At 59.5% G+C, this 26,247-nt stretch carries 26 protein-coding genes, 1 tRNA gene, 1 pseudogene and 1 other annotated feature; of the genes and pseudogenes, 18 read left to right on the top strand and 10 right to left on the bottom strand.

All coding sequences use genetic code 11. The features are described 5' to 3' along the window. Positions 1–159 precede the first annotated feature (159 nt). The gene (hisD, locus tag NW808_RS07110) at positions 160–1,473 is read right to left on the bottom strand and encodes a histidinol dehydrogenase (protein WP_414420747.1); all 1,314 of its coding nucleotides are present in this window, start codon (positions 1,471–1,473) and stop codon (positions 160–162) included. A 347-nt stretch (positions 1,474–1,820) separates the two neighbouring features. Between hisD and NW808_RS07105 the strand changes: the two genes are divergently transcribed. Further along, positions 1,821–2,321 carry a MarR family winged helix-turn-helix transcriptional regulator gene (locus NW808_RS07105; RefSeq protein ID WP_414396453.1) on the top strand — a complete coding sequence of 167 codons (501 nt, stop codon included), beginning with the start codon at positions 1,821–1,823 and terminating at the stop codon, positions 2,319–2,321. A gap of 13 nt (positions 2,322–2,334) precedes the next feature. Here the strand turns inward: NW808_RS07105 and NW808_RS07100 are convergent, their stop codons facing one another. Continuing rightward, positions 2,335–2,619: a hypothetical protein gene (locus NW808_RS07100; protein ID WP_414405881.1), complete on the bottom strand. Its 285-nt coding sequence runs from the start codon at positions 2,617–2,619 to the stop codon at positions 2,335–2,337. Between the two features lie 211 nt (positions 2,620–2,830). Between NW808_RS07100 and NW808_RS07095 the strand changes: the two genes are divergently transcribed. Then, positions 2,831–3,358 (top strand): TM2 domain-containing protein, encoded by a 528-nt coding sequence (locus NW808_RS07095; RefSeq protein ID WP_414420746.1) that lies wholly within the window; start codon positions 2,831–2,833, stop codon positions 3,356–3,358. A gap of 7 nt (positions 3,359–3,365) precedes the next feature. On the opposite strand, the gene NW808_RS07090 is transcribed toward NW808_RS07095, so the two are convergent. From NW808_RS07090 to mfd, 3 genes are read right to left on the bottom strand one after another with little or no spacing between them, the layout of a single operon-like run. After that, on the bottom strand, positions 3,366–4,148 hold the full coding sequence (locus NW808_RS07090; RefSeq protein WP_414420745.1) for an ABC transporter permease: 783 nt from the start codon (positions 4,146–4,148) through the stop codon (positions 3,366–3,368). Continuing rightward, positions 4,145–5,080: an ABC transporter ATP-binding protein gene (locus NW808_RS07085; RefSeq protein WP_414420744.1), complete on the bottom strand. Its 936-nt coding sequence runs from the start codon at positions 5,078–5,080 to the stop codon at positions 4,145–4,147. The genes NW808_RS07090 and NW808_RS07085 overlap by 4 nt, the downstream gene beginning before the upstream one ends. 10 nt (positions 5,081–5,090) lie before the next feature. Next, the gene (mfd, locus tag NW808_RS07080) at positions 5,091–8,567 is read right to left on the bottom strand and encodes a transcription-repair coupling factor (protein ID WP_414409818.1); all 3,477 of its coding nucleotides are present in this window, start codon (positions 8,565–8,567) and stop codon (positions 5,091–5,093) included. A gap of 324 nt (positions 8,568–8,891) precedes the next feature. Here mfd and NW808_RS07075 point away from each other — a divergent pair, with 324 nt between their 5' ends. Both NW808_RS07075 and cydB read left to right on the top strand, forming a co-directional pair. Next, on the top strand, positions 8,892–10,325 hold the full coding sequence (locus tag NW808_RS07075) for a cytochrome ubiquinol oxidase subunit I (RefSeq protein WP_414420743.1): 1,434 nt from the start codon (positions 8,892–8,894) through the stop codon (positions 10,323–10,325). Between the two features lie 80 nt (positions 10,326–10,405). Continuing rightward, a pseudogene (gene cydB / locus NW808_RS07070) lies at positions 10,406–11,454 on the top strand (cytochrome d ubiquinol oxidase subunit II). A 79-nt stretch (positions 11,455–11,533) separates the two neighbouring features. Here the strand turns inward: cydB and NW808_RS07065 are convergent. The 3 genes from NW808_RS07065 to NW808_RS07055 form a co-directional block, all read right to left on the bottom strand. After that, complete coding sequence (locus NW808_RS07065; RefSeq protein ID WP_414420742.1) at positions 11,534–13,120, bottom strand: mechanosensitive ion channel; 1,587 nt, start codon at positions 13,118–13,120, stop codon at positions 11,534–11,536. A gap of 232 nt (positions 13,121–13,352) precedes the next feature. Further along, on the bottom strand, positions 13,353–13,850 hold the full coding sequence (gene rimI, locus NW808_RS07060) for a ribosomal protein S18-alanine N-acetyltransferase (RefSeq protein ID WP_414409863.1): 498 nt from the start codon (positions 13,848–13,850) through the stop codon (positions 13,353–13,355). A 149-nt stretch (positions 13,851–13,999) separates the two neighbouring features. Then, positions 14,000–15,139, bottom strand: a complete 1,140-nt coding sequence (locus NW808_RS07055; RefSeq protein ID WP_414420833.1) for a 5-(carboxyamino)imidazole ribonucleotide synthase — start codon at positions 15,137–15,139, stop codon at positions 14,000–14,002. Positions 15,140–15,230: 91 nt separating this feature from the next. Here NW808_RS07055 and NW808_RS07050 point away from each other — a divergent pair, with 91 nt between their 5' ends. The 13 genes from NW808_RS07050 (at position 15,231) to NW808_RS06990 (ending at position 23,301) form a co-directional block, all read left to right on the top strand. After that, entirely contained in the window at positions 15,231–15,416 is a 186-nt protein-coding gene (locus tag NW808_RS07050; protein ID WP_414409823.1) for a hypothetical protein, read from the top strand. A gap of 119 nt (positions 15,417–15,535) precedes the next feature. Next, positions 15,536–15,940, top strand: a complete 405-nt coding sequence (locus NW808_RS07045) for a hypothetical protein (RefSeq protein ID WP_414405873.1) — start codon at positions 15,536–15,538, stop codon at positions 15,938–15,940. Positions 15,941–15,951: 11 nt separating this feature from the next. Continuing rightward, positions 15,952–16,740, top strand: coding sequence for a tRNA (guanosine(37)-N1)-methyltransferase TrmD (gene trmD / locus NW808_RS07040; RefSeq protein ID WP_414396481.1), 789 nt, complete (start codon positions 15,952–15,954; stop codon positions 16,738–16,740). Further along, positions 16,700–17,059, top strand: a complete 360-nt coding sequence (locus NW808_RS07035) for a hypothetical protein (protein ID WP_414420741.1) — start codon at positions 16,700–16,702, stop codon at positions 17,057–17,059. The genes trmD and NW808_RS07035 overlap by 41 nt, the downstream gene beginning before the upstream one ends. Positions 17,060–17,163: 104 nt before the next feature. Beyond that, the gene (gene secE / locus NW808_RS07030) at positions 17,164–17,436 is read left to right on the top strand and encodes a preprotein translocase subunit SecE (protein WP_414396486.1); all 273 of its coding nucleotides are present in this window, start codon (positions 17,164–17,166) and stop codon (positions 17,434–17,436) included. Positions 17,437–17,468: 32 nt separating this feature from the next. Further along, positions 17,469–18,140: a transcription termination/antitermination protein NusG gene (gene nusG / locus NW808_RS07025; protein ID WP_414405870.1), complete on the top strand. Its 672-nt coding sequence runs from the start codon at positions 17,469–17,471 to the stop codon at positions 18,138–18,140. A 9-nt stretch (positions 18,141–18,149) separates the two neighbouring features. Beyond that, positions 18,150–18,575, top strand: coding sequence for a 50S ribosomal protein L11 (gene rplK / locus NW808_RS07020; protein WP_414396490.1), 426 nt, complete (start codon positions 18,150–18,152; stop codon positions 18,573–18,575). Positions 18,576–18,645: 70 nt separating this feature from the next. Beyond that, on the top strand, positions 18,646–19,356 hold the full coding sequence (rplA, locus tag NW808_RS07015) for a 50S ribosomal protein L1 (RefSeq protein ID WP_414396491.1): 711 nt from the start codon (positions 18,646–18,648) through the stop codon (positions 19,354–19,356). A gap of 70 nt (positions 19,357–19,426) precedes the next feature. Next, positions 19,427–19,571, top strand: a sequence feature (ribosomal protein L10 leader region). A 35-nt stretch (positions 19,572–19,606) separates the two neighbouring features. Beyond that, positions 19,607–20,170 (top strand): 50S ribosomal protein L10, encoded by a 564-nt coding sequence (gene rplJ, locus NW808_RS07010; protein ID WP_414396493.1) that lies wholly within the window; start codon positions 19,607–19,609, stop codon positions 20,168–20,170. A 71-nt stretch (positions 20,171–20,241) separates the two neighbouring features. Beyond that, positions 20,242–20,655, top strand: coding sequence for a 50S ribosomal protein L7/L12 (rplL, locus tag NW808_RS07005; protein WP_414420740.1), 414 nt, complete (start codon positions 20,242–20,244; stop codon positions 20,653–20,655). A 228-nt stretch (positions 20,656–20,883) separates the two neighbouring features. Then, positions 20,884–22,050, top strand: a complete 1,167-nt coding sequence (gene yidC / locus NW808_RS07000; protein WP_414420739.1) for a membrane protein insertase YidC — start codon at positions 20,884–20,886, stop codon at positions 22,048–22,050. Between the two features lie 76 nt (positions 22,051–22,126). Beyond that, positions 22,127–22,762, top strand: a complete 636-nt coding sequence (locus tag NW808_RS06995) for a protein jag (RefSeq protein ID WP_414420738.1) — start codon at positions 22,127–22,129, stop codon at positions 22,760–22,762. Between the two features lie 44 nt (positions 22,763–22,806). Beyond that, on the top strand, positions 22,807–23,301 hold the full coding sequence (locus tag NW808_RS06990) for a YceD family protein (protein WP_414420737.1): 495 nt from the start codon (positions 22,807–22,809) through the stop codon (positions 23,299–23,301). Here NW808_RS06990 and NW808_RS06985 read toward each other — a convergent pair. Further along, complete coding sequence (locus NW808_RS06985) at positions 23,298–24,077, bottom strand: photosystem II S4 domain protein (protein WP_414420736.1); 780 nt, start codon at positions 24,075–24,077, stop codon at positions 23,298–23,300. The genes NW808_RS06990 and NW808_RS06985 overlap by 4 nt on opposite strands. Positions 24,078–24,143: 66 nt before the next feature. On the opposite strand from NW808_RS06985, the gene NW808_RS06980 reads away from it, so the two are divergent. Beyond that, a tRNA-His gene (locus tag NW808_RS06980) sits at positions 24,144–24,216 on the top strand. 4 nt (positions 24,217–24,220) lie between these two features. Here NW808_RS06980 and NW808_RS06975 read toward each other — a convergent pair. Further along, on the bottom strand, positions 24,221–26,242 hold the full coding sequence (locus NW808_RS06975) for a hydantoinase/oxoprolinase family protein (protein WP_414420735.1): 2,022 nt from the start codon (positions 26,240–26,242) through the stop codon (positions 24,221–24,223). Positions 26,243–26,247 lie beyond the last annotated feature (5 nt).

Raw genomic sequence — 26,247 nt, 5'->3', positions numbered from 1 at the left:
GGGGAGAAGCTTTCTGGGGCAGCCGTCGCTATAGCCCTCGGCCAGACAGCGCTCCCCCCTGCCCCGATCCAAGCCGCTACCAGAGCCCTCCCCAGTTGCCCCAGCCAGCTTCCCCTGAGCCAGCCCCCCATTTGCCCAACCCTCCGCCTTAGCTGCTGGCTAGGACTTCGCTGACAGCCGCACCTGGACTGACCGGCTGTGGGCGGGTAACCCCTCAGCTTGCGCCAGGGCTTGAATGGCGCCGGCCACCTCTTGCAAAGCCGCTGAGCCGTACTGGATTAGGCTGGAGTGCTTCAGGAAGGTTTCTACCCCCAGCGCCGAGGCGTAGCGGGCTGCCCCTGCCGTGGGCAAGGTGTGGCTGGGCCCAGCTAGGTAATCCCCCACCGCCTCTGGGGTGAAATGTCCCAAGAAGATGGCCCCCGCATGGCGAATTGCGTCCAACAGGGCCCAGGGATCCGCCACCTGAAGCTCCAGGTGCTCCGGCGCAAACTGGTTGGACAAGTTGACCGCCGTGGCCAGATCGGGCACCACCCCAATCAGCCCGTAGTTGGCCACTGCCTTTTCCACCAGGAGGCGATGGGGATGCTCCTCGAGCTGCCTGGCCACCGCCTGCTGCACCTGTTGGGCCAGCCGGAGGTCGGGAGTGAGCAGGATAGCCGCCGCTAGGGGATCATGCTCGGCCTGGGCCAGGAGATCGGCGGCAACGTAGAGGGGGTTGGCGCTCTCATCGGCAATGATCAACACCTCCGAGGGCCCGGCCAGGGAGTCGATGCCTACCGTGCCATACACCAGCTTTTTGGCCAGGGTTACGTAGATGTTGCCGGGGCCGGCGATCACGTCCACCTTGGGGATGGTCTCGGTTCCGTAGGCCAGCGCTGCAATGGCCTGGGCCCCGCCGACGCGATAGATGGTGTGGATGCCCACTTCTTGGGCAGCGACCAGAATGACTGGGTTAATTCCCTTGCCCCCTAGGCCGTCCGATCCCGGCGGGGTCACCATGACAATTTCCGGCACCCCTGCCACCTTGGCAGGAATGGCGTTCATCAACACCGTACTGGGATAGGCGGCGCGACCCCCCGGAATGTAGAGGCCAGCGCGATCCACCGGGCGGTACTGCTTGCCCAAAACAATCTCGGGGCCAGGAAAGCTTACCCAACTGCTGGGCACCCGCTGCCGGTGGAAGGCTTCGATGCGCTGTTTGGCTAGGCGCAGGGCCGAGAGCAGTTGCGGCGATACCGCCTGGTAGGCCGCCTCCAGCTCCGCCCCCGAGACCTTTAGGTCGGCAACGCTCAGCTCCACCTGGTCAAACTCTGCCGTGTAGGCCAGCAAGGCCCGATCCCCTTGGCGGCGTACTGTCTGCAGGATCTCCCGCACAGTTGCCTCGCGATGCAGGTTTTGGTCTGCCTGGGTGCGCTCCGAGATCCGTCTGAGCTCGGCTTCGGCCTCGGCTAGCTGGGTAACAATTCTCAGCATGGCAACTCCTTTGCCTGGCGTACCGTAGGCAGAGAGCGAGAGAGCCGGCGGCAGAGGGGGCTTTTCCTGCCCTGGCCTCCCGGGCTCCCAGAGAGGGATCCCGTCTGCGCCTAGGGCGCTCCACAGGGGCTATGGTCATAGCTTAGCCTGGATCTTCCGCTCCAAAGAACCCCGCTCCTGCTCCAGCCCTATTCAAAGGAATGAGGCATCTCCCATTAGCAGCCAGAACCTCCAAAGCTGGGAACTGTTCCAGGGAGTATTAATTTGTGTTAGGACTATATCACAGTGAGCTATGGCAAAGCTAAAACAGTTGTTGACAAGTCAGTCGCCTGCAGCGATTGCTAACCATGCCCACATCTACTCAGCTTCCCGAAGAGCAAGCCCTCCAGCCTTCGGTGGCCCAGGAGCCCTTCTTGGGGCTGCTGTGGGATCTGGCGCGGGCCTACCAAGCTTTTGAGAACTACGCCGCCGCTCACATCCGCCAGACGGGGCTAACTCCTCCCCAATTTGAGGTCTTGGTAACCCTCGGCAACACCCCTGGCCTGACGATGAACGTCCTGGCTGAGAAAACGCTAGTTACCAAAGGAACGCTGACCGGGATCGTGGATCGCCTGGAACAAAAGGGCCTGGTGCGCCGCGAGGTGCCGCCGGAAAACCGCCGCTGCTTCAGGATTGTGCTCACCGAAGCGGGGGAAAAACTGTTTGCGCAAGTCTTCCCAGCCCACGTGGCTTACCTAAGGGAGCGCTTTCAGAAGCTGGATCCGGAAGAGATAGCCCAGATCCAGGCCTGCCTAAAAAAGCTGCAGTCTATTTTCAATCTCCCTCAGGGGCAGACCGAGAGTTGTTGAGAAGGCCTTCTGCCTACCCTAAAACCCAGAGCACAAAGACGATACCTAGAGTAACGGCGGCAAAGAGGGTGTAGCTAATCCGGCGCAGTGGCTGCAGTTGCATAGCATGCAGCTCCTTGAGCCAACTCAACCCCAGGGACTCCACGAAGCGATCCAGCACCGCCTGCATGGGGTAGGCGTAAACGGATCCCTGCTCTTTGAAGTTCACCAGCACAACTAGCAGCGTGGCGTAGCCCCAGAGGAGACCCCAGAGCGCAGCACTTAACCCAATTAAGATGGGCTCAAGCATTGCAAGCATTACACTTCTTTGTCTTTGTGTGGGTGTACCTGCTGCTTGTGTCAAGGGGACGGAGTTTTTTGGGGTGAGGGAATTGATCCCCCTTGAGGCTACCTTCCTCAGGCAGCAGCCTAGAGAGGAACTCCCGACGGCTCCTAAGGGTCGGCTTTGCTAGCTCTCTTCTGCCCCTTTAAACTGGGAGTACCTGCTCAAAGCTACCCTGTTAACCTCCATGAGTTCTCGCTACCTGCTGCCCCCCGCTGAGTCCAAATCTGTCGGCACCGCCTATCTTCTCTGGGCGTTGGGCATCTTCGGCATCTGTGGTGTCCATCGCCTTTACTTAGGCAAGATGGGCACAGGCATTCTCTGGCTTTTCACCTTTGGCCTGTTGGGAATTGGCCAGTTGATTGACCTGTTTTTGATCCCGGGCATGGTGGACAACTACAACCTCAAGCTGGCCGTCCTGCAGGGATCCCGGCCTTCCTCGTCTCCGGCAAAAACTGTCTCAGCACCCCCGCAGCCCCTCAAGGGTCAGGCTTTGATGCGGGAAATCCTACGGCTAGCCCAGCGTCGCCAGGGGATCCTCACCCTCTCGGAGATTGCCATCGAACTGCCTGCTGACTTTGACGAGATTGAAAAGGCGCTGCGAGAGCTGAGCCGACGGGGCATTGCCTCCCCTGAGAACAACCTAACCACCGGCGCAGTGGAATATCACTTCCCTCACCTGTTGCGCTCCCCTGGCGAACCCCGCTCCCTTTGACCACGCCCTACTGGGATCCCAGGAGGCCGCGCTGTTTGGCCAGCCGCATCGCCCGGCGAAAGGCTAGCAACCCCAGGCCAAAGTAGAAAATGCCGCTGGCTAGAGCTACGAGCAGCCGCAGGGGATCCAGACCTGCATCCCGTACCATTACGTCTCGCAGCAGGCCGGCCCCTGCCGTCATGGGCAGCATCTGTCCCAGCCACTTCCGAGCTCCCGACCACTCTTCCGTGGGGGTAGCTAGGAGAAAGAGGAGGCCAAACTGGCTCAGGATCAGCAGTTGTTGAATGCGCTTCCAGATTAAGGCGGCGGATCCCAGTAAAAACGAGAAGCCATAGGCCCCCAGCACCACGCTCAAAAGCGGCAGCACCAAGCTGGGGGGAAAGCGCAGCCGGCTGCCCGTGAGCAACAAAATGATCCCCAAAATGACGACGACGATGGCAAGGCGCAACACCAAGCTGGCACAAGCCCGGGCCAAAAAAAGCGTGGCTGCGGAAAACGGCGAGAGCAACACCTGCTCTAGCGTCCCCGTTTGGGCTTCCACCTGCAGGTTGAGAGCAATGTCGTTCACCACAAAAATGACCAGCGTCCAGAGCACATAGCCAATCACCACCGCATCCAGCCGTTCGCCAAACTGGGAAGCTGGCCCTGCCACATACTGAGCGCCAGCAAAAAGGGCATAGAAGAAAAAGGTGGTGATGAGGATCCCGCCCAGGGCTTCTGCCGGATAGCGGATGTACTGGATCCAGGTGCGCTTTAGCTCCGCCCAAAACAGGTACAGCAGTGGCCTCATCCCTGCTTCTTTCCCCTTTTCAGCAGCTTGAGAAAAATGTGGGTGAGATCGGCTTCCTCTCGCTTGACGCTGAGCAGGGGCAAGGGCTTGAGGATCTCTAGCACTTGATACAGAGCCTCCGAGAAGCCCCTAAACCGCAACTGATGAGAGCTGAGAATCTCCACCCCTTGCTGGGCTAGGCGTTCCGCCCGGCTGGGATCCAGCTCCTGTTCCAACTCAATCCGATAAGTACCGGCTGCGCTGGCAAACTGCCGGATCAACTCCTGCGTGGGGGCCTGGACGAGAATCGTTCCTCGCTCGATTACAGCCACTTGGTTCGAGAGCGCCTCAGCTACGTCCAGTTGGTGGGTGGTGAGGAGAATGGCCCGACCCGAAGCAGCAATTTGGCGGATGAGGGATCTCACCGCTTGCGCCGCCTCCACGTCCAACCCCAAGGTGGGCTCATCCAACAACAGCAGAGCTGGCTGGTGCAGGAGGGCAACGGCAATGGCCACCTTCTGCTGCATGCCGCGGGAAAGGGTTTGCACAGCAACCTCCCCTTTCTCCCCCAGGCCCAAGGTCTCCAACAGCTCTAGCCCCCGTTGCCGAGCAGCTTTAGGGGACAGCCCCCGCAGCACGCCAAAGTACTCCAAGTTTTGCAAGGGGGTCAGCCGCCAGTAGAGGTTGCGGTTGCCTTCCAGCACTGCCCCCACCTGGGCCAGCGCTCCAGGCTCAGCGTGGGGATCCCGCCCTAGGATGCGCACGCTGCCGGCATCAGGCCGGATCAGACCAGCGATGATCTTGATGGTGGTGGTCTTGCCTGCCCCGTTGGGCCCCAGAAAAGCCAGGATCTCCCCTGCTGCTAGCGTTAGGGAGACATCCACCACCGCCTGCACTTGCTTGCCTCCCTGCCGGTAGGTCTTCTGGAGGTGATACACTTCGAGAACCTTCATGAGACAGGGTCTAGGGAGGCGTTGGGAGCCCGGCTTCCGTCTGGGTCAAGGCCAGGCTCATCTTGTCTAGCCACTGCAAAAGGTTTTCCAGTTGCTGCGCTGGCGCCAGCATTCCCAGCCCCCGCACCGTAACCTTGCCCGGCTGGTAAACCAAGCGAGACTGCACATGAGCTGGCAGGGCTTCCTTGAGACGGTTCCAAGCCGGCTCCTCCATGGGGGTTTCCAAAATAACATGCTCTTTGGCGGGCCTGATGCGGGAAAAGCCCAGGGTGCGGGCCAAAATCTTCAGCTCCATCACCCGCAGCAGTTCCTGGGCAGGCTTGGGCAGGGGGCCAAAGCGGTCTTGCCATTCCTGCGCTATTTGGGAAAGCTCCAGGCGCGATCCGGCAGCCGCCACTTGGCGATAAGCCTGCATTTTTTGCTCCTCGTCAGGGATATAGCTCTGGGGAATCATAGCCGTAACGTTGAGGTCGATCTGGGTGTCCTCCACCTGCGGGATCTTCTGGCCGCGAATTTCTTGGATGACCTCCTGCAGCATTTCTAGATAGAGATCAAGGCCCACCGCATTGACTTGTCCCGATTGCTCCGTTCCCAGCAAATTGCCAATGCCGCGGATTTCCATATCCCGCAGAGCCAACTGGTAGCCAGATCCCAGTTGGGTAAATTCTTGAATGGCCTGCAGGCGTTTGCGGGCCTCCTCGGTGAGGATCCCATCCTCTCGGTAGAACAGCCAAGCATAGGCTTGGATCCCAGCCCGGCCCACCCGCCCTCGCAATTGGTAGAGCTGGGCCAACCCAAACTCCTGGGCATTTTCGATCAAAATGGTGTTGACACGAGGAATGTCCAAGCCGGATTCAATAATGGTGGTGCAGACCAGGATATCGATTTCGCCATTGTTAAAAGCCAGCATGGTCGCTTCCAGCTCCCCTTCCGGCATCTGCCCATGAGCAATGGCAATGCGAGTGCCGGGCACCCATTCCCGCAATTTGGCAGTGGTTTCTTCGATCCTTTCAATGCGGTTGACTACGTAAAAGACTTGCCCGCCGCGATCCAACTCCTGGCGGATGGCTGTGCGAATGACCTCAGGGTTGTAGGGAGAAAGGTGAGTTTTAATCGGGCGCCGCGACGGAGGCGGAGTTTGGATCAAGCTCATTTCCCTCAACCCTGACAAGGCCATATACAGCGTGCGGGGGATAGGGGTAGCCGTAAGGGTGAGCACATCCACCTGGGTTTTGAGGAGCTTGATCTTCTCTTTTTGGTTGACGCCAAAGCGATGCTCCTCGTCAATCACCAAGAGGCCCAAATCGCGAAATTGCACGTCTTTGCCCAAAAGTTGGTGGGTGCCTACAATTACGTCCAGCTCGCCGCTTTTAAGCCGGGCCAGGATCTCTTTTTTCTCCTCGGGAGTGCGGAAGCGGTTGAGCAGGCCCACTTGAATGGGGTAGGGGGCAAAGCGCTCTTTGAGAGTGTGGTAGTGCTGCTGGGTGAGAATGGTGGTTGGCGCTAGAAGAGCTACCTGCTTGCCGGCGGTTACGGCCTTAAAGATGGCGCGGATGGCCACCTCCGTTTTGCCAAAGCCCACATCGCCACACAGCAGTCTATCCATGGGGCGAGGGGACTCCATATCCCGCTTGATCTCCTGGACAGCGCGAATTTGGTCCGGCGTCAGGGGGTAGGGAAAAGACTCCTCAAACTCCTGCTGCCAAGGGGAATCCGGGGGGAAGGCGTAGCCCTCCTGCTCAGCCCGTTTAGCGTAGAGCTGCAGGAGATCAAAGGCCACTTTTTTCAGACTCTTTTTGACTTTTTGTTTGGTCTTTTCCCAGGTGCTGCCGGACATTTTGTGCAGGGCAGGTGGCCCATCGCTGCTAGCCCGGTAGCGCGAGAGGGAGTTGACTTGGTCGGCAGCCACCCGCAGCAGGCCGTCGCTGTATTGAATAACGAGGTACTCCCGGGTTTCGCCGCCGATGGTGAGGCTTTCCAAGCGCAGGAACTGGCCAATGCCATGGGCCCTGTGAACGACAAAATCCCCCGGCTTGAGCAGGTTGGGATCCACCTGGCGAGAGCTGGCCTGGCGGCGCTTGCGCACATAGGTGGGAGTGGCGAGGCTGTGCTGGCCGAAAAACTCCCGGTCGGTGAGCACTACCCACCCCAGCGTGGGCAGCAGGAACCCCTCCAGCTCAGCCAAGCCGGAGTACTTCAGGGCCACCGGCGTGTAGGACTGGAGCTGGCGTTCAATGGCTGGAAAATCTTTGGGGTTGGGCACGTACTGGGCCGGGCAGTCGTGTTCTTGCAGCAAGGCCACCGTGCGGGAGGGCTGGGCGGAGAGAATCCACACCCGCAACTGCTGCTTGCGGTACTCGCGCAGGGTTTTGGCCAGGGATCCAAACTGGTGGGGAGCGGCAGGGACAGGCCGGCTTTTGAGGTCAAGGGCAGCTTCAGCCTCGCCGGCAGGGGCAAAAGCCCGGGCCAACAGGCGGGGGAAGGGATCCCAGTCGGGAGCCGCAAGATCAAAGAGACGGTGGAAGGGCACTAGAGCCGGCTCAGCAGCTTGGGCCAACTGCCACTGCTCCTGGGCGTGGTCTAGCCACTGCCGGCTGTGGGCCTGGCACTGCTCTGGCTCGTCGATCAGGATCAAGGTATTGGGATCCAAATAGCTCAGCAGGCTAGCCGGCGGATCGTAAAGTAGGCCCAGAAAGCGGCGCAAGCCCTCTGGGGGAGGGGACGACTGCTCCAACTGCTGCCGCAGACCCTGGGAAAGCTGATCGGCTTTTTCCTGTAGAGCCGGCCAGAGGATAGGCCCGTAGCCAGTGGGAGTTAGCCAGACATGGGGGATCCCGTCTTGAGAGCGCTGGCTCACCGGGTCAAACTCCCGCAGCCGCTCCAGTTCATTGCCAAACCACTCCAGGCGCACCGGCCATTCGCAGGCCACCGGAAAAACGTCGAGAATATCGCCCCTCTGGCTCCACTGTCCCTCGCTTTCCACCAGGCTTACCCGCTGATAACCTAGACGACTCAACTGCTGCCCCAACTGCTGCGGCGACAGCTCCGCGCCGGGCTCCAGCTTGAGGCAGAAAGACTGAAACACCTCTGGTGGGGGAAGGTGGGGTTGTATGGCCCGCTCCGTGGCCACAATGGCCATGCCCTTTCTGCCCTGGAGACAGTCGGCCAGCACCTGGAATTGTCCCCACACCAACTCCGGCTCCAGGTCAAACGGCTCATAGGGGGAAGCCTCGGAGGTGGGATAAAGCTGCACGCTCTCCCAGCCCATGCCCTCCAGTTGGGCTGTCCAGCGGCCCGCCTCTTCCAGCGTGGCGGTAACCACCAATAGGGATCTCCCTTCCTGCTGGGCCAAAGCCGAGGCGATCAACCCCTTGGCAATCCGCCCCCCTCCCTGCAAAGCAGCCCGTCGCTGGGATCTCAGCCGGACGGCCAACTCTTGCACCAAGCCCGATTGGGCAAGAAAGTGCACCAGTGGGATAAACGACATCTTTCCACCCCAGACTGCAAACTCAAGCCGGGATCCCAATTCTGGCATTTGTAGCCGCTGGAAACCTCAACAAGCCCTTTCCGGAGTGGGAAAGTTAGTTGGCTACCAGCCTTGAGGCTGCCAGGCCGATGCTCCAGGGCTGAGATTTTTTGTATCCCATGTTACAGGAAAAAGCTGGCACTCCCAGGATTCTAAAGTTAACCCTTAGACTTGAACAGCCTGCGCGTTGTCTTGCCCAAGATGTAACCCTAGGAGCAGCGGAAAATAGATCTCCTAAAGTTGTAAAGCTGTACTCATTACAACCCTCCAAGCTTAGGGAAAATTATGTTTCTAGACACCGTCACCCTTTCTCGACTACAGTTTGCCCTCACGGCCATGTTTCATATGCTATGGCCGGTTTTAACAACAGGAATGTCCATCTATCTTGTTGTCATTGAGGGACTTTGGCTGAAAACTCGCAATCTAGATTACTATCGCCACGCTCGCTTCTGGTCAAAGATCTATGTGTTAAACTTTGGCCTTGGCGTGGCCTCAGGCTTGCCGATGGCCTTTCAGTTTGGCATGAACTGGGCCCCTTTTTCTGAGGCGGTGGGCGACTTCTTTGGAACCATCCTAGGATTTGAGGGCACGATGGCCTTTATGCTGGAGGCCAGCTTCCTGGGGATCATGCTGTTTGGCTGGGAGCGGGTGCCGCCAGTAATTCACTGGATCTCGACAATCTTAGTGGCCTTCGGTGCCAACCTCTCCACCTTTTGGATCCTGACGGCCAACTCTTGGCTGCAGACGCCGGCAGGTGGCGTGTTCGTCGATGGGAAATTTGTGGTGCGGGACTACCTGCAAGCTATTGTAAACCCCTTCATGGTCAATAGCTTTCTGCACATGTTTTTTGCCACTTTGGAAACCTCTTTGTTTGTCATCGGTGGCATCAGCGCCTGGTACATTCTCAAGCGGCGGCACAGTGAGTTTTTTTCCCGCTCCTTCAAAGTGGTCCTGGTGATGGCGCTGGTGGTGGCCCCTCTGCAGGTGTTTATTGGCCACTTGAGCGCGGAGCAAGTGTATCGCTATCAACCGGCCAAGCTGGCGGCTATGGAGGCCCAGTGGGAGACGCTCCCCGCCGGCGAGAGGGCGGACTGGAGCCTGTTTGCCTTGCCCAATGAGCGTGAGGAGCGCAACGAGTGGGAGGTGAGGATCCCCGGCGCGCTGGGCTACCTGCTCGAGTTCAAGCCCAGGCTGGATCGACCGGTGCAGGGCCTGAAAGCTTGGGATCCCCAAAATCGTCCTCACATGATTGGCCTCATCTACTACTCCTTTAGGACGATGGTGGCCATTGGCTTCTTTATGGCCGGGCTCGTGGGGGCTACCTTGATCCAGTGGTTGAGGGGCAAACTGTCGGCGGAGGCCCTTTCCCAGCAGAAGTGGCTGATGTGGGCTTGGGTCTTCGCGGGCCCGTTGGGCTACATTGCCGTCGAGGCTGGTTGGATTGTCCGCTGTGTTGGCCGGCAGCCCTGGATTGTGTACGGGCAACTGCGCACCGCAGAAGCGGCTTCCCCGCTGCCACCGGGAGAGGTGCTGTTTTCCTTGGTCGGCCTAACTGCTTTGTACACCGTGTTTTTCGTGGCCGCTCTTTACTTCGGCAGCCGCATCATCCGCAAAGGGCCTAACCTGGAGCTGCCTGCCCCCGTTCCAGCAACCCAGCCGGTGATCGCGATCGAGCCTGCTCGCCACGAGCCGGATCGCCGTCCGGCAGAAGCTCGGTAGTGCCAGTGCTCAGGCGACATCGCAGTTGGAACTGTCTCGAACTGGCCTGGCTAGGAATACCTAAAGCGGAGGGAAGGGCCATGGAATCTTTCGAGCCTTTACAGCAGTTTCTGCCTCAAGTCTGGTTTTTTATCCTCGGTCTATTCTTCTTTCTCTATGTTCTGCTCGATGGATTTGACTTGGGGGTTGGCATCCTTTCCCTGACGGCTTCCAGCGAGACGCGCCGCAGCATTCTCATGACCAGCTTGGGCAATGTTTGGGATGCCAACGAGACGTGGCTGGTACTCATGGGGGGATCCCTATTTGGAGCCTTTCCCCTCGCCTACGCCACCATCCTCAATGCCCTCTACATTCCGCTAGTGATCATGGTGGTGGGCCTGATCTTGCGGGCTGTCTCTTTCGAGTTTCGGGAGAACGCCAACAACAAGCTGGTCTGGAACCTCGCCTTCGGAGTGGGCAGCTTTTTGGCAGCCTTGGGCCAGGGGTTTGCCTTGGGCAGCGTCTTCGAAGGGATCCGGGTGGACGAAGCCGGCCACTTTGCCGGCAGCCCCTGGGACTGGCTGACCTGGCGCACGGTGCTGGTGGCTCTTACCCTGATCCAGGGGTATGTTTTGATCGGCTCTGCTTACTTGATTGTGAAAACCACGGGGGAAATCCAGAAAACCTATTACAGGACGGCCACCATCGCCACGTGGACAACTTTGCTGGGGGCAGTGTTTATTACCATCAGCATCCCCATTATGTCGGAGCAGGCGCGCTCCCAGCTTTTCTCGCCGCCTCTTTTTATGTCTTTGCTGCAATCCCCCTTTTGGGGCTTTTGTTGGTGGCTCTGTTGCTGCGCAGCTTGCGCCGCCGAGAAGAAAATAGCCCTTTGGTTTACACCTTTCTCATTTTTGCCCTTTCTTTTATCGGCTTGGGGTTCATGATTTTCCCCAACATCATTCCTCCCAGCGTCACCATCTACGAGGCGGCAGCTTCTCCCAGTTCGCTGGTGTTTATGCTCACCTTTATTGGCTTTTTGATTCCGGTGATCTTGTCCTACAACATCTACAACTACGTGGTGTTCCGGGGCAAGATTGTAGTGCAAGAAACAGCGGCAGAAGAGGCCAAAGTTCCAGAGCCAGTTTAGGTTGGCCCAGAGTCGAAGGAATAACCCCGCCCATATGCCAGGCGGGGCAATTTTATTAGAGGCTCACCCAGCGAGGCTCTCACTCCCGCTTGAGCCACTGCCGGATCTGCTCGGCAGCCACGTCGCGACCTCCCAAGCCAAAAGCCAAAGCCACAGCCACAGCAATGGCGCCCAGCACCAGGCCAAAGGCCAGCACCACAATATCGGTGGCTACGCCCATCTGCTGCAAGGCCATGGCGCCAACGAAAACCAAAATGGCCACCCGCGCCGCCTGGGCCAGCACTCCTGAGGAGGGGTTGCCGAGGCTCTTAATCATGGAATGGGCCAAATTGGATAGGTAAAGACCGATCCCAAACACTAAGGCGCCGATGAGCACCCGCCCGGAAATGACCAACAGCCCCTCCACGATGTCGGTCAAAGCAGCAAACTGCAGCAGCTCCGCGGCTGGCACTGCCCCGAACAAGACCACGCCCACCCAGACCACCAAGCCGGCAATCTCAGAGGGAGTGCGCCGCTTCACCAAGGTTGAGGGATCCCCTTCGGCGGCGGGAGCTTCAGGAGCAGGGGCCGAGGGCAAACCAAGGCCGGCAGCCAAGCGGTCGAAACCGATTGCCTGCAGCAACTGGGTCACCAAGCCAGCCAAAAACTGCCCCAGCCAGTAGAACACGGCCAGGATGAGAGCAGATCCTGCAATCCGGGGGATGGCCCGCAACACCTGCTCCAGCATCGCCACCGCTGGATCGGAGATGGCCCGGATTTCCAGGGCCTTGAGGGCGGCAATCACTGCCGGGATCAACACCAAGACGTAGGCCACTGTGCCCACCGTTTGGTCCAGCTGGGGAATGCCAAAGCGTGCCCCCAAGCGGTTAGCTCCCGCTGCCACCAACAAATTGGAAACGATCCCACGCACGATGCGAGCTAGCAACCAGCCCAACACACCGATGATGAGCGCTCCCAAAATGCGGAGTACCATCGACAGGATTTGATCCAGCAGGTTTTGCACTGGCTGCAGCGGCCCCCGCAGGTTCAGCGTGTCCAGGATGAGCGATAAGAAGAACAAGAAGATCAGCCAGTAGAGGGCGTCGCCTAGAGCTTCATTCAAGAGAAAGGGAGCGACCTCAGCGCCTCCCTCCGGCTTGGCAGCAGTTCCTTCCGCAGCCGCCTCTGGTTGGAGGGCTTGAGCCAGCCGCTCATCCAAGTTAAAGCGCCGCAGCCCTTGGATAACTGCCAGCCGGGCAACGGTGGCCACCGCCCAGCCCACCCCTAGCAGCACCAGCGCCCCGCCCAGCCGCGGCAGATAGGCGAAAATCTCTCCCAAAAACTTGTTGAGCGGATCGGAGACAGCCTGAAGCTGGAGAGCATTCAGCACCGCTACCAACACAAAAGCGAGGATAATCCAGTAAACAGCAGCAGCCACCCAGCGCTCAGTTTGCGGCGGCCTCTCGCCGGGCCTCTGGCCCATAATCCAGGTGGCCAAGCGGCTATCAAGCTGCGTCCGTTTGAGCAGCCCCCGAACGCCGAAAGCCACCACCGTGGCCACGATCCAACCCAGAACTAGAATGGCAATCGCCGCCAGTAGATTGGGCATGAAATCAATGACTCTAGCCCGAAGATTGACAACAAAAGAGACGGCTTCATTGCGAAGGTCGTTTGCAGGGGTTTCCATGATTACCCTCACAGCATGAGATGTTCAAAAGAGTAGGTTAGCCTGAAGCCCTTCTTTGGGCAAGCTGGCCTGGGAGAAAGCCTCAAGCGTCAAGCAGAAACGCTGAGTCTTGCAACAAAGCTTTACATCCATTCCCAGGATGCCGATGGTTAACCAAAGCTCCAGGGCAAAAGTTCAAGGTTCAGGCGTATAGAGGAAAACTTTTGCTTTAGAACCCTTTGCTTCTCCTCACTTAAATTGGTTTTTTCCAATACACCAGCCCATCCTCTCCGTTGTAATAGCCCCTGCGGCGTCCCAGCAATTGAAACCCTGCCGATTCATAGAGGCGGATGGCGGCCTGGTTAGAAGCCCTCACCTCCAACGTGGCCCAGCGACAGCCTGCTGCCCTGGCTTGGCTCAACAGCTCCTCCAGGATCCTTCGACCCAAACCACGCCGCCGATGGGCAGGATCCACCGCCAACGAGATGATGTGGGCTTCTTCTTCGATGCGCCAGAGGATGCCAAAGCCCACCAGCGTCCCTGGCGAGGAAAGCAGGGATCCGCAAGCGCCTTCAGGTTCTGCCACAGCCCCAATCACCAGGCTGGTGGGTCGTTCCAGCTCGGCCCGGTAGCCCTGTTCTCCCCAGTGCCCGCCATAACAGCGGCGATCCAGCTCTAGCAACTGGGGCAGGGCGGCAATGTCAAGCACCTGCAGCCGGTAGCCCATGGAGCTTAGTCTCGCCCTTTGCAGAACTCAGCCAGCCACAACTGCCCAAAGAGCTGGAGCTTGCAGTCGATCCCTCTCAACACCGCGGAGCGCTCCTGGGGGTCAAGATACTGGGCTACCGCTGCATGGCCGCCTCAGGGCTTGGAGGGCTGGAGAAAAGGTGGGCGCTTGGCTCATGACTGCGGATACCAGAGGGATTCGAGGGTGTGGACAAGGGCCGCTGCCTGCTGCGGCGAAGGGGCAGTTGGCAGACAGACGGTAACATGGCCCAGCTTGCGCCCGGGGCGGGCGGGGGTCTTGTGGTACCAATGCACGGTGGCATTGGGGATCTCCGCCAGGCGCTGCCGCTTCTCGGCATAGTCGCTGGTGGAGTGCTCGTAGCCCAAGAGGTTGACCATCACCGCCCCCCCACACTTGAGGGAGGGATCCCCCAAGGGAAGGCCAAGGATGGCCCGCAGATGTTGCTCAAATTGCGAGGTGTAGCAGGCTTCTAGGGTGTAGTGGCCGGAGTTGTGAACCCGCGGCGAGATCTCGTTGATCCAGATCCCAGCCTTGGGATGAGGCGGCGGCACCCAGAACAACTCGATGCCGAACACCCCAACCGCTTCTAGCTTTTCCATCACCTTAACTGCCAAGTCCCGGATCTCGGCCTCGACCGTTGGGGGGATGCGGGCGGGCACGAGGACGTGGCGACAGATTTGGTTAACCTGAACAGTCTCCACGACGGGGTAGACCCGGATCTCCCCCGTCAGCCCCCGCGCCACCATCACTGCCAGCTCCCGCTCAAAGGGGATCCACTCTTCCACAAGCAGCGGGATCCCCCTGTACTCGGCAAGGGTCTGTTGCAAAGCCGCGCGATCGGGCAAGATGCGGGTGCCCTTTCCGTCGTAGCCCTGCCGCCGCCGCTTGAGCACCAAGGGAAAGCTCAGGCTAGATAGATCTGCCGTCTCTGCCGGCCAAAAAGACGGCACCGGCAACCCCAGCTCTGCCAGAAACTGCCGCTGGCGCAACTTGTCTAGCAACGGCTCCAGGGTGCTAAGGCGAGGGCAAAAGCGGGATTCTTCCGGATCCAGCCTTTTTAGCTCCGGCAGCAGGATGAACTCGTTTTCAAAAGTTACCACTGGGCAGCGCTGCAATAGCTGCGCTGTAGCCTGGGTGTCGGTTACAGCGCCCCAAACTACCCCATCGGCCACCGCCACTGCCGGATCGGTGGGGGCAGTCGCCTGCACAATCAGCGGAATCCCCAAGGAGCGGGCCGCCAAAGCCAACATCTGCGCCAACTGCCCCCCGCCGATTACCCCTACGGGCTGCATCTGGGTTTGGGACTTCACTTCTATACTGAGAGGAGAAGCACCGTCTAGTCTACCGCCCTTGGCCCCTACCTCTAGGGCAAGGAGAAGCACTGTGGAGTCATCCAAGCTAAAAGAACTCATCGACCGGGCTTTGCAGGACAAGATCCTCACCCGCGCCGAGCAACAAGAAATCCTCCAGGCAGTTACCGCCGATTCCCAGGTCTCACCGGAAGAACACGAACTGCTGGAAATGATTGTGGAGCGCCTCAACAGCGGCGAGATTCGCGCCGTCGATTGATTCCTTTTCGAGTCTTGCCCAAAAGTAAGTGGCAGCTTGGAAGCCAGCAGTTGTCAGCGCAGCTCCAAAGGGCTGGGATAGACTGGAGATCCCCTGGCTCTATCTAGCATGCTGCCGCCATGAGTTCTCGCTCCTCAGACTGGTTTACGCGGGCACGCCACTTCTTTTACGGCACAGCCACTGCCCTGGTGGAGCTCCTGGAGGATCCCCAGAAGCGCGCCGAAAGTTTCGGCCGTCTTTCTGGCGACTGGGCGGCGCTGGCTGCAGAGCTGGAGCAAAAAGGAGAGCAGATTGAGCAAGAGGCTGTTCGCTACCTTAAAAGCCTCCGCCATGAAGCCACCAAGGCTCCTGGCCCAGCCGTAGAGAGCCAAACACCGGCCCCCCAGAGCGGCTCCCCAACCGCCACCATCTCCAAAGAAGAAATGGGCGAACTGATGGAGCTGATCCACCAGATTGAGTCCTTGCGCCTGGAGCTAGAGCGGTTGCGCACGGAACCCTGCTCGGATGCTGGCCTTTCTGCTTGATCCCAACGCCCGTGCGGTTTGACGTTGTTACCCTTTTCCCAGAGTTTTTTGAATCGCCCTTGCGCATTGGCTTAGTGGGCAAAGCCCTACGGCAAGGGATCGCCGAGGTTCATCTCACCAACCCGCGCGACTTTGCCGCCGATAAGCACCGCCGGGTCGACGATGAGCCCTATGGGGGCGGGGTAGGCATGGTGCTCAAGCCAGAGCCCTTTTTTGCTGCTGTCGCCTCCCTGCCTTGCCTGGATCCCCGCGAGATCATCTTGCTCACGCCCCAGGGACAACCCCTAAACCAAGCCCTGCTGCGGGAGCTGGCCCAAAAGGCCCAGCTCATCCTGCTCTGCGGCCAGTACGAAGGTTTTGACGAGCGGATCTGCCAGTATCTAGCCACTCGCGAGGTGTCGCTGGGGGATTTTGTGTTAACAGGGGGGGAGATCCCGGCACTGGCCTTGATCTACGGCGTGATCCGTCTCTTGCCTGGCACGGTTGGTAAGGTAGACTCTTTGAAGAAGGAGAGCTTTGAGGAGGGTCTGCTCGACTATCCTCAGTACACCCGCCCAGCCGAGTTTCTGGGGTACAAGGTGCCCCAGGTGCTTCTTTCAGGTAACCACGAGGCCATTGCCCGATGGCGTCTGCAGCAGCAGTTAGTACGCACCTGGCAACGACGGCCGGATCTGCTGGCCAAACGTCCCCTCACCCCCGAAGAACAACAGTTGTTGGCTGAAGGCCTGGCCGAGCAGCGCACTGAGGTGGAGAAACAAGATGCGCGTGAACTGTCTCAACTCCCTTCTCAGCCTTGCTGACCATGGGGCTAGGATTCTGGGGCTGCTGCTGGTAGGGATCCTGGCTAGTCCGGGGCTTGCTCTAGCCCAAACTGCCCAAACTGGAAGTGGCAACGAGGCCATTTATCGCGACGGCAGAACCCCGCTGTTCAACGGCTCCAGCCTTGATATGAGCGATCTCTTCCGGGCTGCTGAACTCCTCTCCCGCCAGAGGGCCACCTCCCGCTGGGACAGCCGGGCGGCCATCGATGCCGCAGTGGAGCAGTTTAACCAATCCCGCCGTCGCCCCTTGCTGTTTTCGCCGGGAGCAGGGAGATCCAAAACCCCTCTTGCTCGCTAACTTAGCTCCCCTCCTCAACCTAACCTGTGTTAGGATCGCAAGGCTATTCTTGTGGGCGCTAAGCAATAGCGCCAGGTTTTCGGGATCCCCTAGGAGATACTGCCGTGGTTAAGAGTACCCCCTCCAGCAAAACCGATAGGGAGCAGCACCTGGATCCCGCTAGGCGGGGTCACTCCAAGGACAGTTCCACCGAGTCCAAGGGGATCTCGGGCTTCCTCCAAGAGACGCGGGCCGAACTGGCCAAAATTGCCTGGCCAAGCCGTCGACAATTGGTTAGCGAATCCATTGGCGTTTTGCTAATAGTGCTGGCCTTCGCCTCATTTATTTACCTGGTTGACCAGCTGTTTGGCTGGGTAGCCACTCAACTGTTCTCGTAGCTTTAGGCAGGGGAGGGGAGAGGAGGTGAAGTATGAGCCCAGGGTTAGAGCAGCGGCGGAGACGCCGCAGAGACTACGTTGAGCCCCTAGAAGCTGCGGAAACAGAAACGACGGCGGAAGAAGGGGAAGGTCAAAGCCAGCGCAACTTGCGCTGGTACGCCGTTCAGGTAGCTGCTGGCTGCGAAAACAAAGTTAAAAGCACTCTCCTGCAGCGGGCAGCAGCCCTGGATGTGGCCGATCAAATCGTCGAAGTGGTGATCCCAAAGCGGGTGGGCTTCAAGCTGGATCGATCCGGCAAGCGCCAGGAGCAAGAGGAAAAGATTTTCCCCGGCTATGTGCTCGTGCGCATGGATCTCAACGACGACACGTGGCGGGTGGTGAAAACCACTCCCAATGTCATCAACTTCGTTGGCACGGAACAGAGACGACCCTATGGTCGCGGTCGGGGGCATGTGACACCGCGGCCCCTCAGTCCCAGCGAAGTTCAGCGCATCTTCAGCACCGCTGAGGTGGAGGCGGTGCCCCTCAAGATTAACCTGGCCCCTGGGGATCGCATTGAGGTGCTGTCTGGCCCCTTCCAGGGGTTCTACGGCGAGGTGGTGGATGTCAGCCCAGAACGGGGCAAGCTCAAGGCTTTGATCTCAATTTTTGGGCGGGATACTCCGGTAGAATTAGAGCTTGGTCAAGTGCGAAAAGAGGTGTAACTGCGTCGCATGGCTAAGAAACTGGTGGCAGTAGTCAAGCTGGCCATCCAGGCGGGCAAAGCCACCCCCGCCCCCCCCATTGGCCCCGCCTTGGGTCAGCATGGGGTCAACATCATGGCCTTTTGCAAGGAGTACAATGCCAGAACGGCGGATCAGGCGGGCATGGTGGTGCCGGTCGAGATCTCCATCTACGACGATCGCAGCTTCACCTTTGTCCTCAAGACGCCGCCAGCCTCGGTGCTGATCAAGAAAGCCCTTGGCATTGAGTCAGGCTCCAGCGAGCCCCACAAAGTCAAGGTGGGATCCCTGACCCGCGCCCAACTCCGCCAGATTGCCGAGCAGAAGCTGCCAGATTTGAATACCAACGATGTGGAGGCGGCGATGAGAATCATTGCCGGCACTGCCCGGAGCATGGGAGTGACGATAGTTGACTAGGGCTCTGCTAGCCCAGCTTGTTTGTCGTTTTGGGGGAGAGAAGTTCTCGCCAGAACCCCGAGGAGAAGTTATGGCTCGAAAACTGTCCAAACGCATGCAGGCTTTGCGGGAGAAGATCAAGCCCATCCCCTATCCCCCCGCAGAAGCCATTGCCCTCATGAAGGAGACAGCCACTGCCAAATTTGACGAGGCGGCTGAGGTTCACATTCGCCTGGGGATCGATCCCAAATATGCTGACCAGCAGCTGCGCTCTACGGTGGTTTTGCCGCGCGGCACCGGGCAAGAAATTCGAGTAGCGGTAATTGCCCGCGGCGAAAAGGTGGTGGAAGCCCAGAATGCTGGGGCCGACCGAGTGGGGTTTGAGGATCTCATCGAGGAAATCAGCAAGGGCGTGATCGACTTCGACCTGCTGATTGCCACTCCCGATGTGATGCCCCAGGTGGCCAAGCTGGGGCGCCTGTTGGGGCCGCGCGGCCTGATGCCCTCTCCCAAGGGGGGAACGGTTACCATGGATCTGGCCCAGGCAATTAAGGAGTTCAAGGCCGGCAAGCTGGAGTACCGGGCGGACAAAACTGGCATTGTCCATTTAATCTTCGGCAAGTGTCAGTTTCCGGTTGAGGCGCTGCTGGAAAACCTAAAGGCGGTGCAGGAGTCGATTGACCGCAACCGTCCCCCTGGGGCAAAGGGCAAGTACTGGCGAACTATGCATATTTGTGCTACGATGGGTCCTTCCATTGAAGTTGACGTTAATGCCCTGCGGGAGTTAAAGTTGGTTGCCTAGGTCTGGCGTAATAAGGTAAGTTGACTAGGGCAAATTTTGGCCAGGGAGGGAGCCAAACGGGAAACCTTTCCACAGTTGAAATAGAGAGCCGAAGACAGCAGGCGCCAAGTGGCTTAATCTCCTGCCGAGGCTTGGGTGGAGTGGGAAAAATTCCCGAAGCTTATGCTTGCCCAAATGCGTCTCGGCGGAGGCTGGGGCGCATTCCTTTTGCAGTGGCAACCACATTACAGACAATCGAGGAGGTGAGCGCGTGGGCAAGCAATCCTTAGCAAAGAAAGCAGAGGTAGTCGATGAGGTTCGATCCCTGTTGCAAGCTAGCCAAATGGTGCTGGTCATCGACTACAAAGGTCTAACCGTTGCTGAGATGAACCAGCTGCGGGCGGAGCTGCGCAAAGCAGACGCCGTCTGTATGGTGGTTAAAAATACCCTGATGCGGCGGGCCGTTGCTGACCTTAAGGCTTGGGCAGGGATCCTGCCTTTCTTGTCCGGGCCAACGGCTTTTATCCTGATCCGGGGCAATATCGCGGCGGCCCTGAAGGCGTATCAAGACTTTGCCCGGCAAACCAAGAAGACTGAGTTTCGCGGTGCTGCCGCTGAGGGGCTGTCTCTGACCTTGGATCAGGCCAAGGCCATTGCTGACCTGCCGCCTAAGGAGGTGCTCCTGGCCCAAGTGGCAGGCAGCCTTAAGCTAGTAGCCACCCGACTGGCGGTTGGGCTCAATGCTGTGCCTAGCCAGGTGGCCCGCGGTATCCACGAGATCCCGGCCTCACTGGCGCGGGCTGTGCGAGCCATTGCCGACAAGGAGGCGGCCTGAAGGTAGCCGCTTCGATGGGCCAACGGCTCAATTGCACCCTGCTACTTCTTGTTACCTAAGGAGACACAACCATGGCTTCAGAGCGTGTTCAAAGCATCCTGGAAGAGCTGAAGACCTTGACTTTGTTGGAAGCTGCCGAGCTGGTGAAAGCCATTGAAGAGACCTTTGGCGTCAGTGCAGCTGCACCGGTAGGCGGCATGGTCATGGCTGCTCCCGTGGCGGCAGCAGCGGCATCGGCACCAGCAGCGCCGGCTGAGCCGGTAGAGGAGCAAACGGCTTTTGATGTCATTCTCGAGGCTGTTCCTGCCGACAAGAAGATTGCCGTTCTTAAGGTGGTGCGCGAGCTAACCGGCTTAGGCCTAAAGGATGCCAAGGATCTCGTGGAAGCTGCTCCCAAAGCAGTTAAGGAGGGAGTCTCCAAGGAGGAGGCCAACGAGATCAAGAAAAAGCTGGAAGAGGCCGGCGCCACGGTTAAGATCAAGTAGTCGGAGGTGGGGAAGAGGCGTTTTTTCCCTGCTCTCTGCCGAAGCTGCAAAAGAGGGGAGGGGCGGTTTGCCCCTCTTTTTTGCTGGTTTCTACCCCTCAAAACGGGTTGCCGGGGGGCTCGCGGGGGCTGCAACTTCGACCAGCGCTCATCGCCGGATGGGGAAAGAGCCCTCGTCAGGAGGTCGGAAACCATTACAATGGGTTACGGACGTTTGCCACCACCCCCCATGGACTTCGGAGTCGGATTTCTCTCCAACAATGTCATGCTGCCGATCCTGGATTTTTTCTACGGGATCGTGCCCAGCTATGGTCTGGCCATCATCTTTCTGACATTGGTGATCCGCTTTGCCCTCTACCCCCTCAATGCCGGGTCCATCCGCAACATGCGGCGCATGAAAGTCATTAGCCCGGTGATGCAGCGGCGGATGCGAGAGATCCAGGAGAGGTACCGCGACGACCCGCAAAAGCTGCGCGAGGCCCAGGCCAAACTCTACAGCGAACTAGGGGTTAACCCGCTTGGGGGGTGCCTGCCGCTGCTTATTCAAATGCCAGTGCTGTTTGCGCTCTTTGCCACGCTGCGGGGATCCCCTTTTGCGGCGGTAACCTACGACGTCAACCTGCAGATCTTGCCAGCAGAGGTGGCGGCTGAGGTGGTACCCACTCCCTACGTCAGCTCCAGCAAGAACATCTTCGTCGCCGACTCAGTCCACAAGCCGGTGGTGCTGGTGGTGCCTAAGGGTACCAAGGTTGCCGTAGGGGAGCAGGTGCAGTGGATGCTGCAAGGGCCAGGGGGCAAACCCTTCGAGCAACTGGTAACAGAAGCGGGGGGAGACCCCAAGCTGTTGCAGCCAACTTGGAGGATTGTCAAGGGAGAGGAGCGGGTCCAGCTCCAGCCCGATGGCACCTTGCTGGCCCTGCAGCCGGGGGAAGTAGCGCTGCAGGTCTCGATTCCAGGCTTGGCCTCAGATACCGGCTTTCTGTTTATTGATAAGCTGGGCCGCGTTGGCGCTTTTGACCCCGATGGAACCATCCACTGGGATATCATCGCCATGGTCGCCCTCTTTGGCCTTTCCATCTACCTCAACCAGGCCCTGACCAATACCGGCCAGGAGGATCCCAGCCAGAGCTCGATGGCCCGCATTACCCCGGTGCTGTTTTCGGCGATGTTTCTATTTTTCCCCTTGCCGGCTGGGGTTTTGCTCTATATCCTCGTCTCCAGCATTTTCCAGACGCTGCAGACCTTCTTGCTCTCGCGAGAGCCTTTGCCAGAGAGCCTGCAGCAGTTGGTGGAAGAGGAACGGCGCCGTGCTGCCCAGGTTAGTAAGGAGGTAGACCGAGCAGTAAAACCCAAAGCCGCTGGGGGAGCTCGGGAATCTTTGCCCTTTGAGCCCTAAGCAGTCCTCTGGCCGCTGGGTGGGTGGGCTTGCAGTTAACTGGTTGATAGTCTTTCAGCAGTTGGAAGCTGTTGGGATGAGCCACCCTGAGTCTTCTACAGGTTCCCCAAGGGGAGCCGCCGCTAAGAAATCCCACCCGCAGTTTGAAGAGACCGCTGCTCCTTTCCAAGCTAAGCTTTCTCCCGCCGAGCAGCGAGAACGGGCTAGAGAGTGGTTGCAGCAGGTGCTATCGGCCATGGGGATACCGGCAGCAGTGCGGGTAGTGGGCGAGGTGATTGAAATTGAGGCCAGTTCTCTCACGCCTGTGCAAAAGCAAGTCTTGCTTTCCAAAGTGCCCCCAGGGCCCGTCCCCAAGGAGACTAAAGTTGACGAAGAGCGTACCCCAGTAGTGCTGGATGCTTTGCAATATCTGGCCAACACCCTTCTCAACCTCAACCAGCCAGAAGACCAGCAACAACCCTATATCTTGGACTTAGACGGCTATCGAGAGCGCCGCTTGCAGGAGTTGAAGGCTTTGGTGGCTACGGCGGTGGAGAAAGTGAGAGCAAGTGGTCGGGAGTACGAGTTTCCCGAGCACCTTTCGGCTGCCGACCGGCGGCAAATCCACACGCTCCTCAAAGACCCTGCCTATGCTGACCTAGAAACCTTTAGCCGAGGTAAAGAGCCGGATCGCCGCTTGGTCATCCGCCGGGCTCCGCGCCGGGGTAAGTGAGGGCGCAGCTAAGGGACCCCAACTGTCTGGAGGGAAATGGGGCTATGCTGAAGCCAATTCGTCTATCCGAGCTGCGGCAGCTGCCTGGCCAAACCCAGGAGGTACGGTTTCGGCAGTTTTTTGCTGGCTTTGAGAGCCTGACACCGGTGGAGGGATCCCTGCGGGTCAGCCACCGAGGACACTTTGTTGAGGTAAAGGCCCAGGCCCGCACCATCGTGACTCTCACTTGTCACCGCTGCTTGCAGCAGTTTAACCACCGGCTGGAGCTAGATGTTGAGGAGATCATTCTCATTCGCGAGCCCAACTCTGGCCCTCCACCCCTGGAGCTGGAACTGAAGGAGGAAGAGGATCTGCTGGAAAGCTTGCCCCCCAACGGTGAGCTGGATGTGGAGGACTTGATGCGCCAGTACCTGCATTTGGAGATGCCCACCCAGTTGCCCTGTCGCCCCGATTGCCCAGGTATTGTGGTGGAGTCGGCTGCGCCGGCAGGGGATCCCCGCTGGGCGCCGCTGGCAGCTCTTCTCAGAGAGATCTCCTAGAAATACCGCTTCATTTGGATCCGAAAGCGGCCTTTTTTCGTCTCAACCACCTCTTCAATTTGCAGCCGACCCCGACCGCGGATGGCAATCCAATCCTGAGGGCTAAGGAGGTAGCTGGCTTGGGTAACTGGCTTCCAGTTGACTCGTACTTCTCCCCGCTGGATCTCTTCCACCATTTTGCTGCGGGAGATGCCGAATCCGGCTGAAGCCACTGCGTCCAAGCGCAAAGAGGCTTCCACACTGGTAATGGACTTTACCCGCGGCGGCTGCACCTTTAATTGGTTGAGAGGGATGGAGCTAACCTTGACCGGCACACTGCGCACTTGCTTCAGGTTGAGGCTGAGATAGTCCACCAGTTCAGGTACCACGATAGCCTGCGCGCCTGCTTCTCCAACTGCGAGAATGTCTCCTACCTTTTCGCCGGCAATTCCTATTGCCAGAAGGGCTTCTAAAAAGTCGCCGTGAGTAGCTGGGTCGAAGAGAAAGTTCCCCTGAATTTCAATAGCCGCTAGCGGGATCCCTGGTGCCTCCACACCAACCTCGGGGCGAGCCAGGGCCAGGCGCTGGCGCTCTGCCTGGGCATAGCCTCCCCAGGCCACCACCTGCAGTTCGGCTAGCTTGTTCAATCGGCTTTGGACGGCGGCAATCTCCGGCGGCGAGAGAAAATCGCTGTAGACCACCTGCCAAGTTTTCAGGGCCTGCTCTCCTAGGTCTAGGATGCGCGCCAAGGTTTCTCGATACTCCGCTCCCTTCAGTAGTTCGGCTCTGGGCAACATGGTGGGGCGCTTCAACCCTTGCGGCTCTGTTCCGCTTGCTACATGCTAAGCTGGATTAGGGTCCTGGCGGGCGTAGCCAAGTGGTTAAGGCAGAGGATTGTGGTTCCTCCACTCGTGGGTTCGAATCCCATCGTCCGCCCTCTCTACTCGCAGCTTAAGACCAGCGTGCCTACGGCGTCGATGCTGCCGGTCCAACCGGCTTCAATCACCACGGTAGCCTCCGGCATCTCCACAATTGCCGGCCCGCACAGTTGAAACCCCACCCCCATGTACCGCCGATTGTAGACGGGCACCGGCCGCATCCGGCCCCCAAACCAGGCCTCTCGTTTCCCCTGGAGGGGATCCCCCGGCAAGGGTGGGGGGGCCTGCAGAGGGACACAAGGCAAGGCCTGCACCGCCCGTAGGCGCAACTGGATCACCTCCACCTCTTGGTCAGGATCCTGCCAGCCGTAGCGCTGGCGGTGGGCTTGGTGAAACCGCTGCTCGAGGCGGGAAACTGGATCCGACAACTGGGCCGGGATCTCCAGCTCAAAGGACTGGCCGCGGTAGCGCAGATCCAGACTCAAGGAGAGCTCCGGCTCTTGCAGGTCGGCTTGTGCCTGGCGGATGAGGGGCTCAGCCCACTGAGCCAGAAGGGATCCTTCTCCCTCCCCCTCTAGCTGCCGCAGCGGCTGCAGGACGGCCCGCCGGTAGTCCCGCCGCAGATCGGCCAAAGCCATGCCCAGCGCCGAGAGGACACCGGCAAAGGCCGGGATCAAGATGCGGCGGATCCCCAGCTCTTCTGCTAAAGCACAGGCATGCATGGGCCCAGCTCCGCCAAAGGCCAGCAGGGCAAAATGGGCGGGATCCAAGCCTCGCTCCACGCTGATGACCCGCAAAGCCCGTGCCATGGCCACATTGGCTAGGGTGCGAATGCCAACGGCCGTCTCCTCCAAACTCAAGCCCAAGGGCTCCGCGAGCGTTCTGAGGGCCTGGCCAGCCAAGTCTCGCCGTAGGCAAACGGCATCCCCCAGCCAGCCCCCGTCCGGCAGGTAGCCCAGCCAGAGGTTGGCATCGGTTACCGTGGGAGCCGTTCCCCCCCGACCGTAGCAGGCCGGCCCAGGGTTGGAGCCGGCACTTTCCGGCCCCACCTGCAGCCCGCCCCCGGGTAGCAGGGAGGCCAGGGATCCGCCCCCAGCACTGACCGTGTGGATGTCGATCTGGGGCTGCTGCACCGGCAGGCCGCACACTACCGCTGACGGGGTAACCTGGGGGATGCCGTCCTGAATGAGGGCCACATCAGTGCTGGTTCCTCCCATGTCCAGGCTAAGCAGATGGGAGTAGCCACTCAGCCGGCCCAGGTAGGCCGCTCCGTAAACGCCGCCCGCCGGCCCCGAAAGCAGCGCTACCGAGGCGTGGGCTGCTGCCTGGGCAAGGGAAGTGACGCCGCCGGAGGATTGCATGATCAGGGGTTCGGGGATCCCTCGCTGCCGGCAGCCCTGGGCCAAGCGGTGGAGGTAGCCCGCCAGCGCTGGGCTAAGGTAGGCATCAATGGCCGTGGTGCTGAAGCGCTCGTATTCCCGAAACTCTGGCGCCACCTCGCAGGAGAGGGAAACATGCAAGCTGGGAAAGGCCTGTCGCAAAGCCGCCCCCAAGCGCTGCTCATGCTCTGGGTAGAGGAAAGAAAACAGAAACCCCACCCCCACGGCGCGGATTCCATCCCGCTGTACCCGCTCCCCCACTTCCCGGACTACACGCTGGATCTCCTCCTCAGTTAGCGGCTCGACCACGCCACTGGCGCTGCAGCGCTCCTTCACCTCCAGGCAGTGGTGGCGGGGCACCACCGGCTCTGGCTTGGGCTGGGTGAGGTCGTAAAGGGAAGGACGGTTTTGGCGGCCAATGGCCAGCACATCCCGAAAGCCCGCCGTGGTCAAAAAGAGAGTGGGGGATCCCTTGCGCTCCAGGAGGGCGTTGGTGGCCACGGTCATGCCATGGCAGAACACGTCCACCTCAACTGGGCCCAGCTTGTCCAGGGCAGCGAAGACCCCCTCTTCCGGGCTAGGGGTGGAGAGGACCTTGGCCGTCCGGATCTGGCCCTCCTGCAGCAGCACTAGATCGGTAAAAGTGCCTCCCACATCGATCCCCAGGCGGGTCGGGATCCCTCGTTGGCTGCCGACAGTGGACATGACTC

The sequence above is a fragment of the Synechococcus sp. W70.1 genome, from assembly GCF_047461515.1.
GTDB lineage: Bacteria > Cyanobacteriota > Cyanobacteriia > Thermostichales > Thermostichaceae > Thermostichus.
The sequence above is the reverse complement of the archived record's forward strand: the minus strand, read 5'-3'. Positions and strand labels throughout refer to the sequence as shown.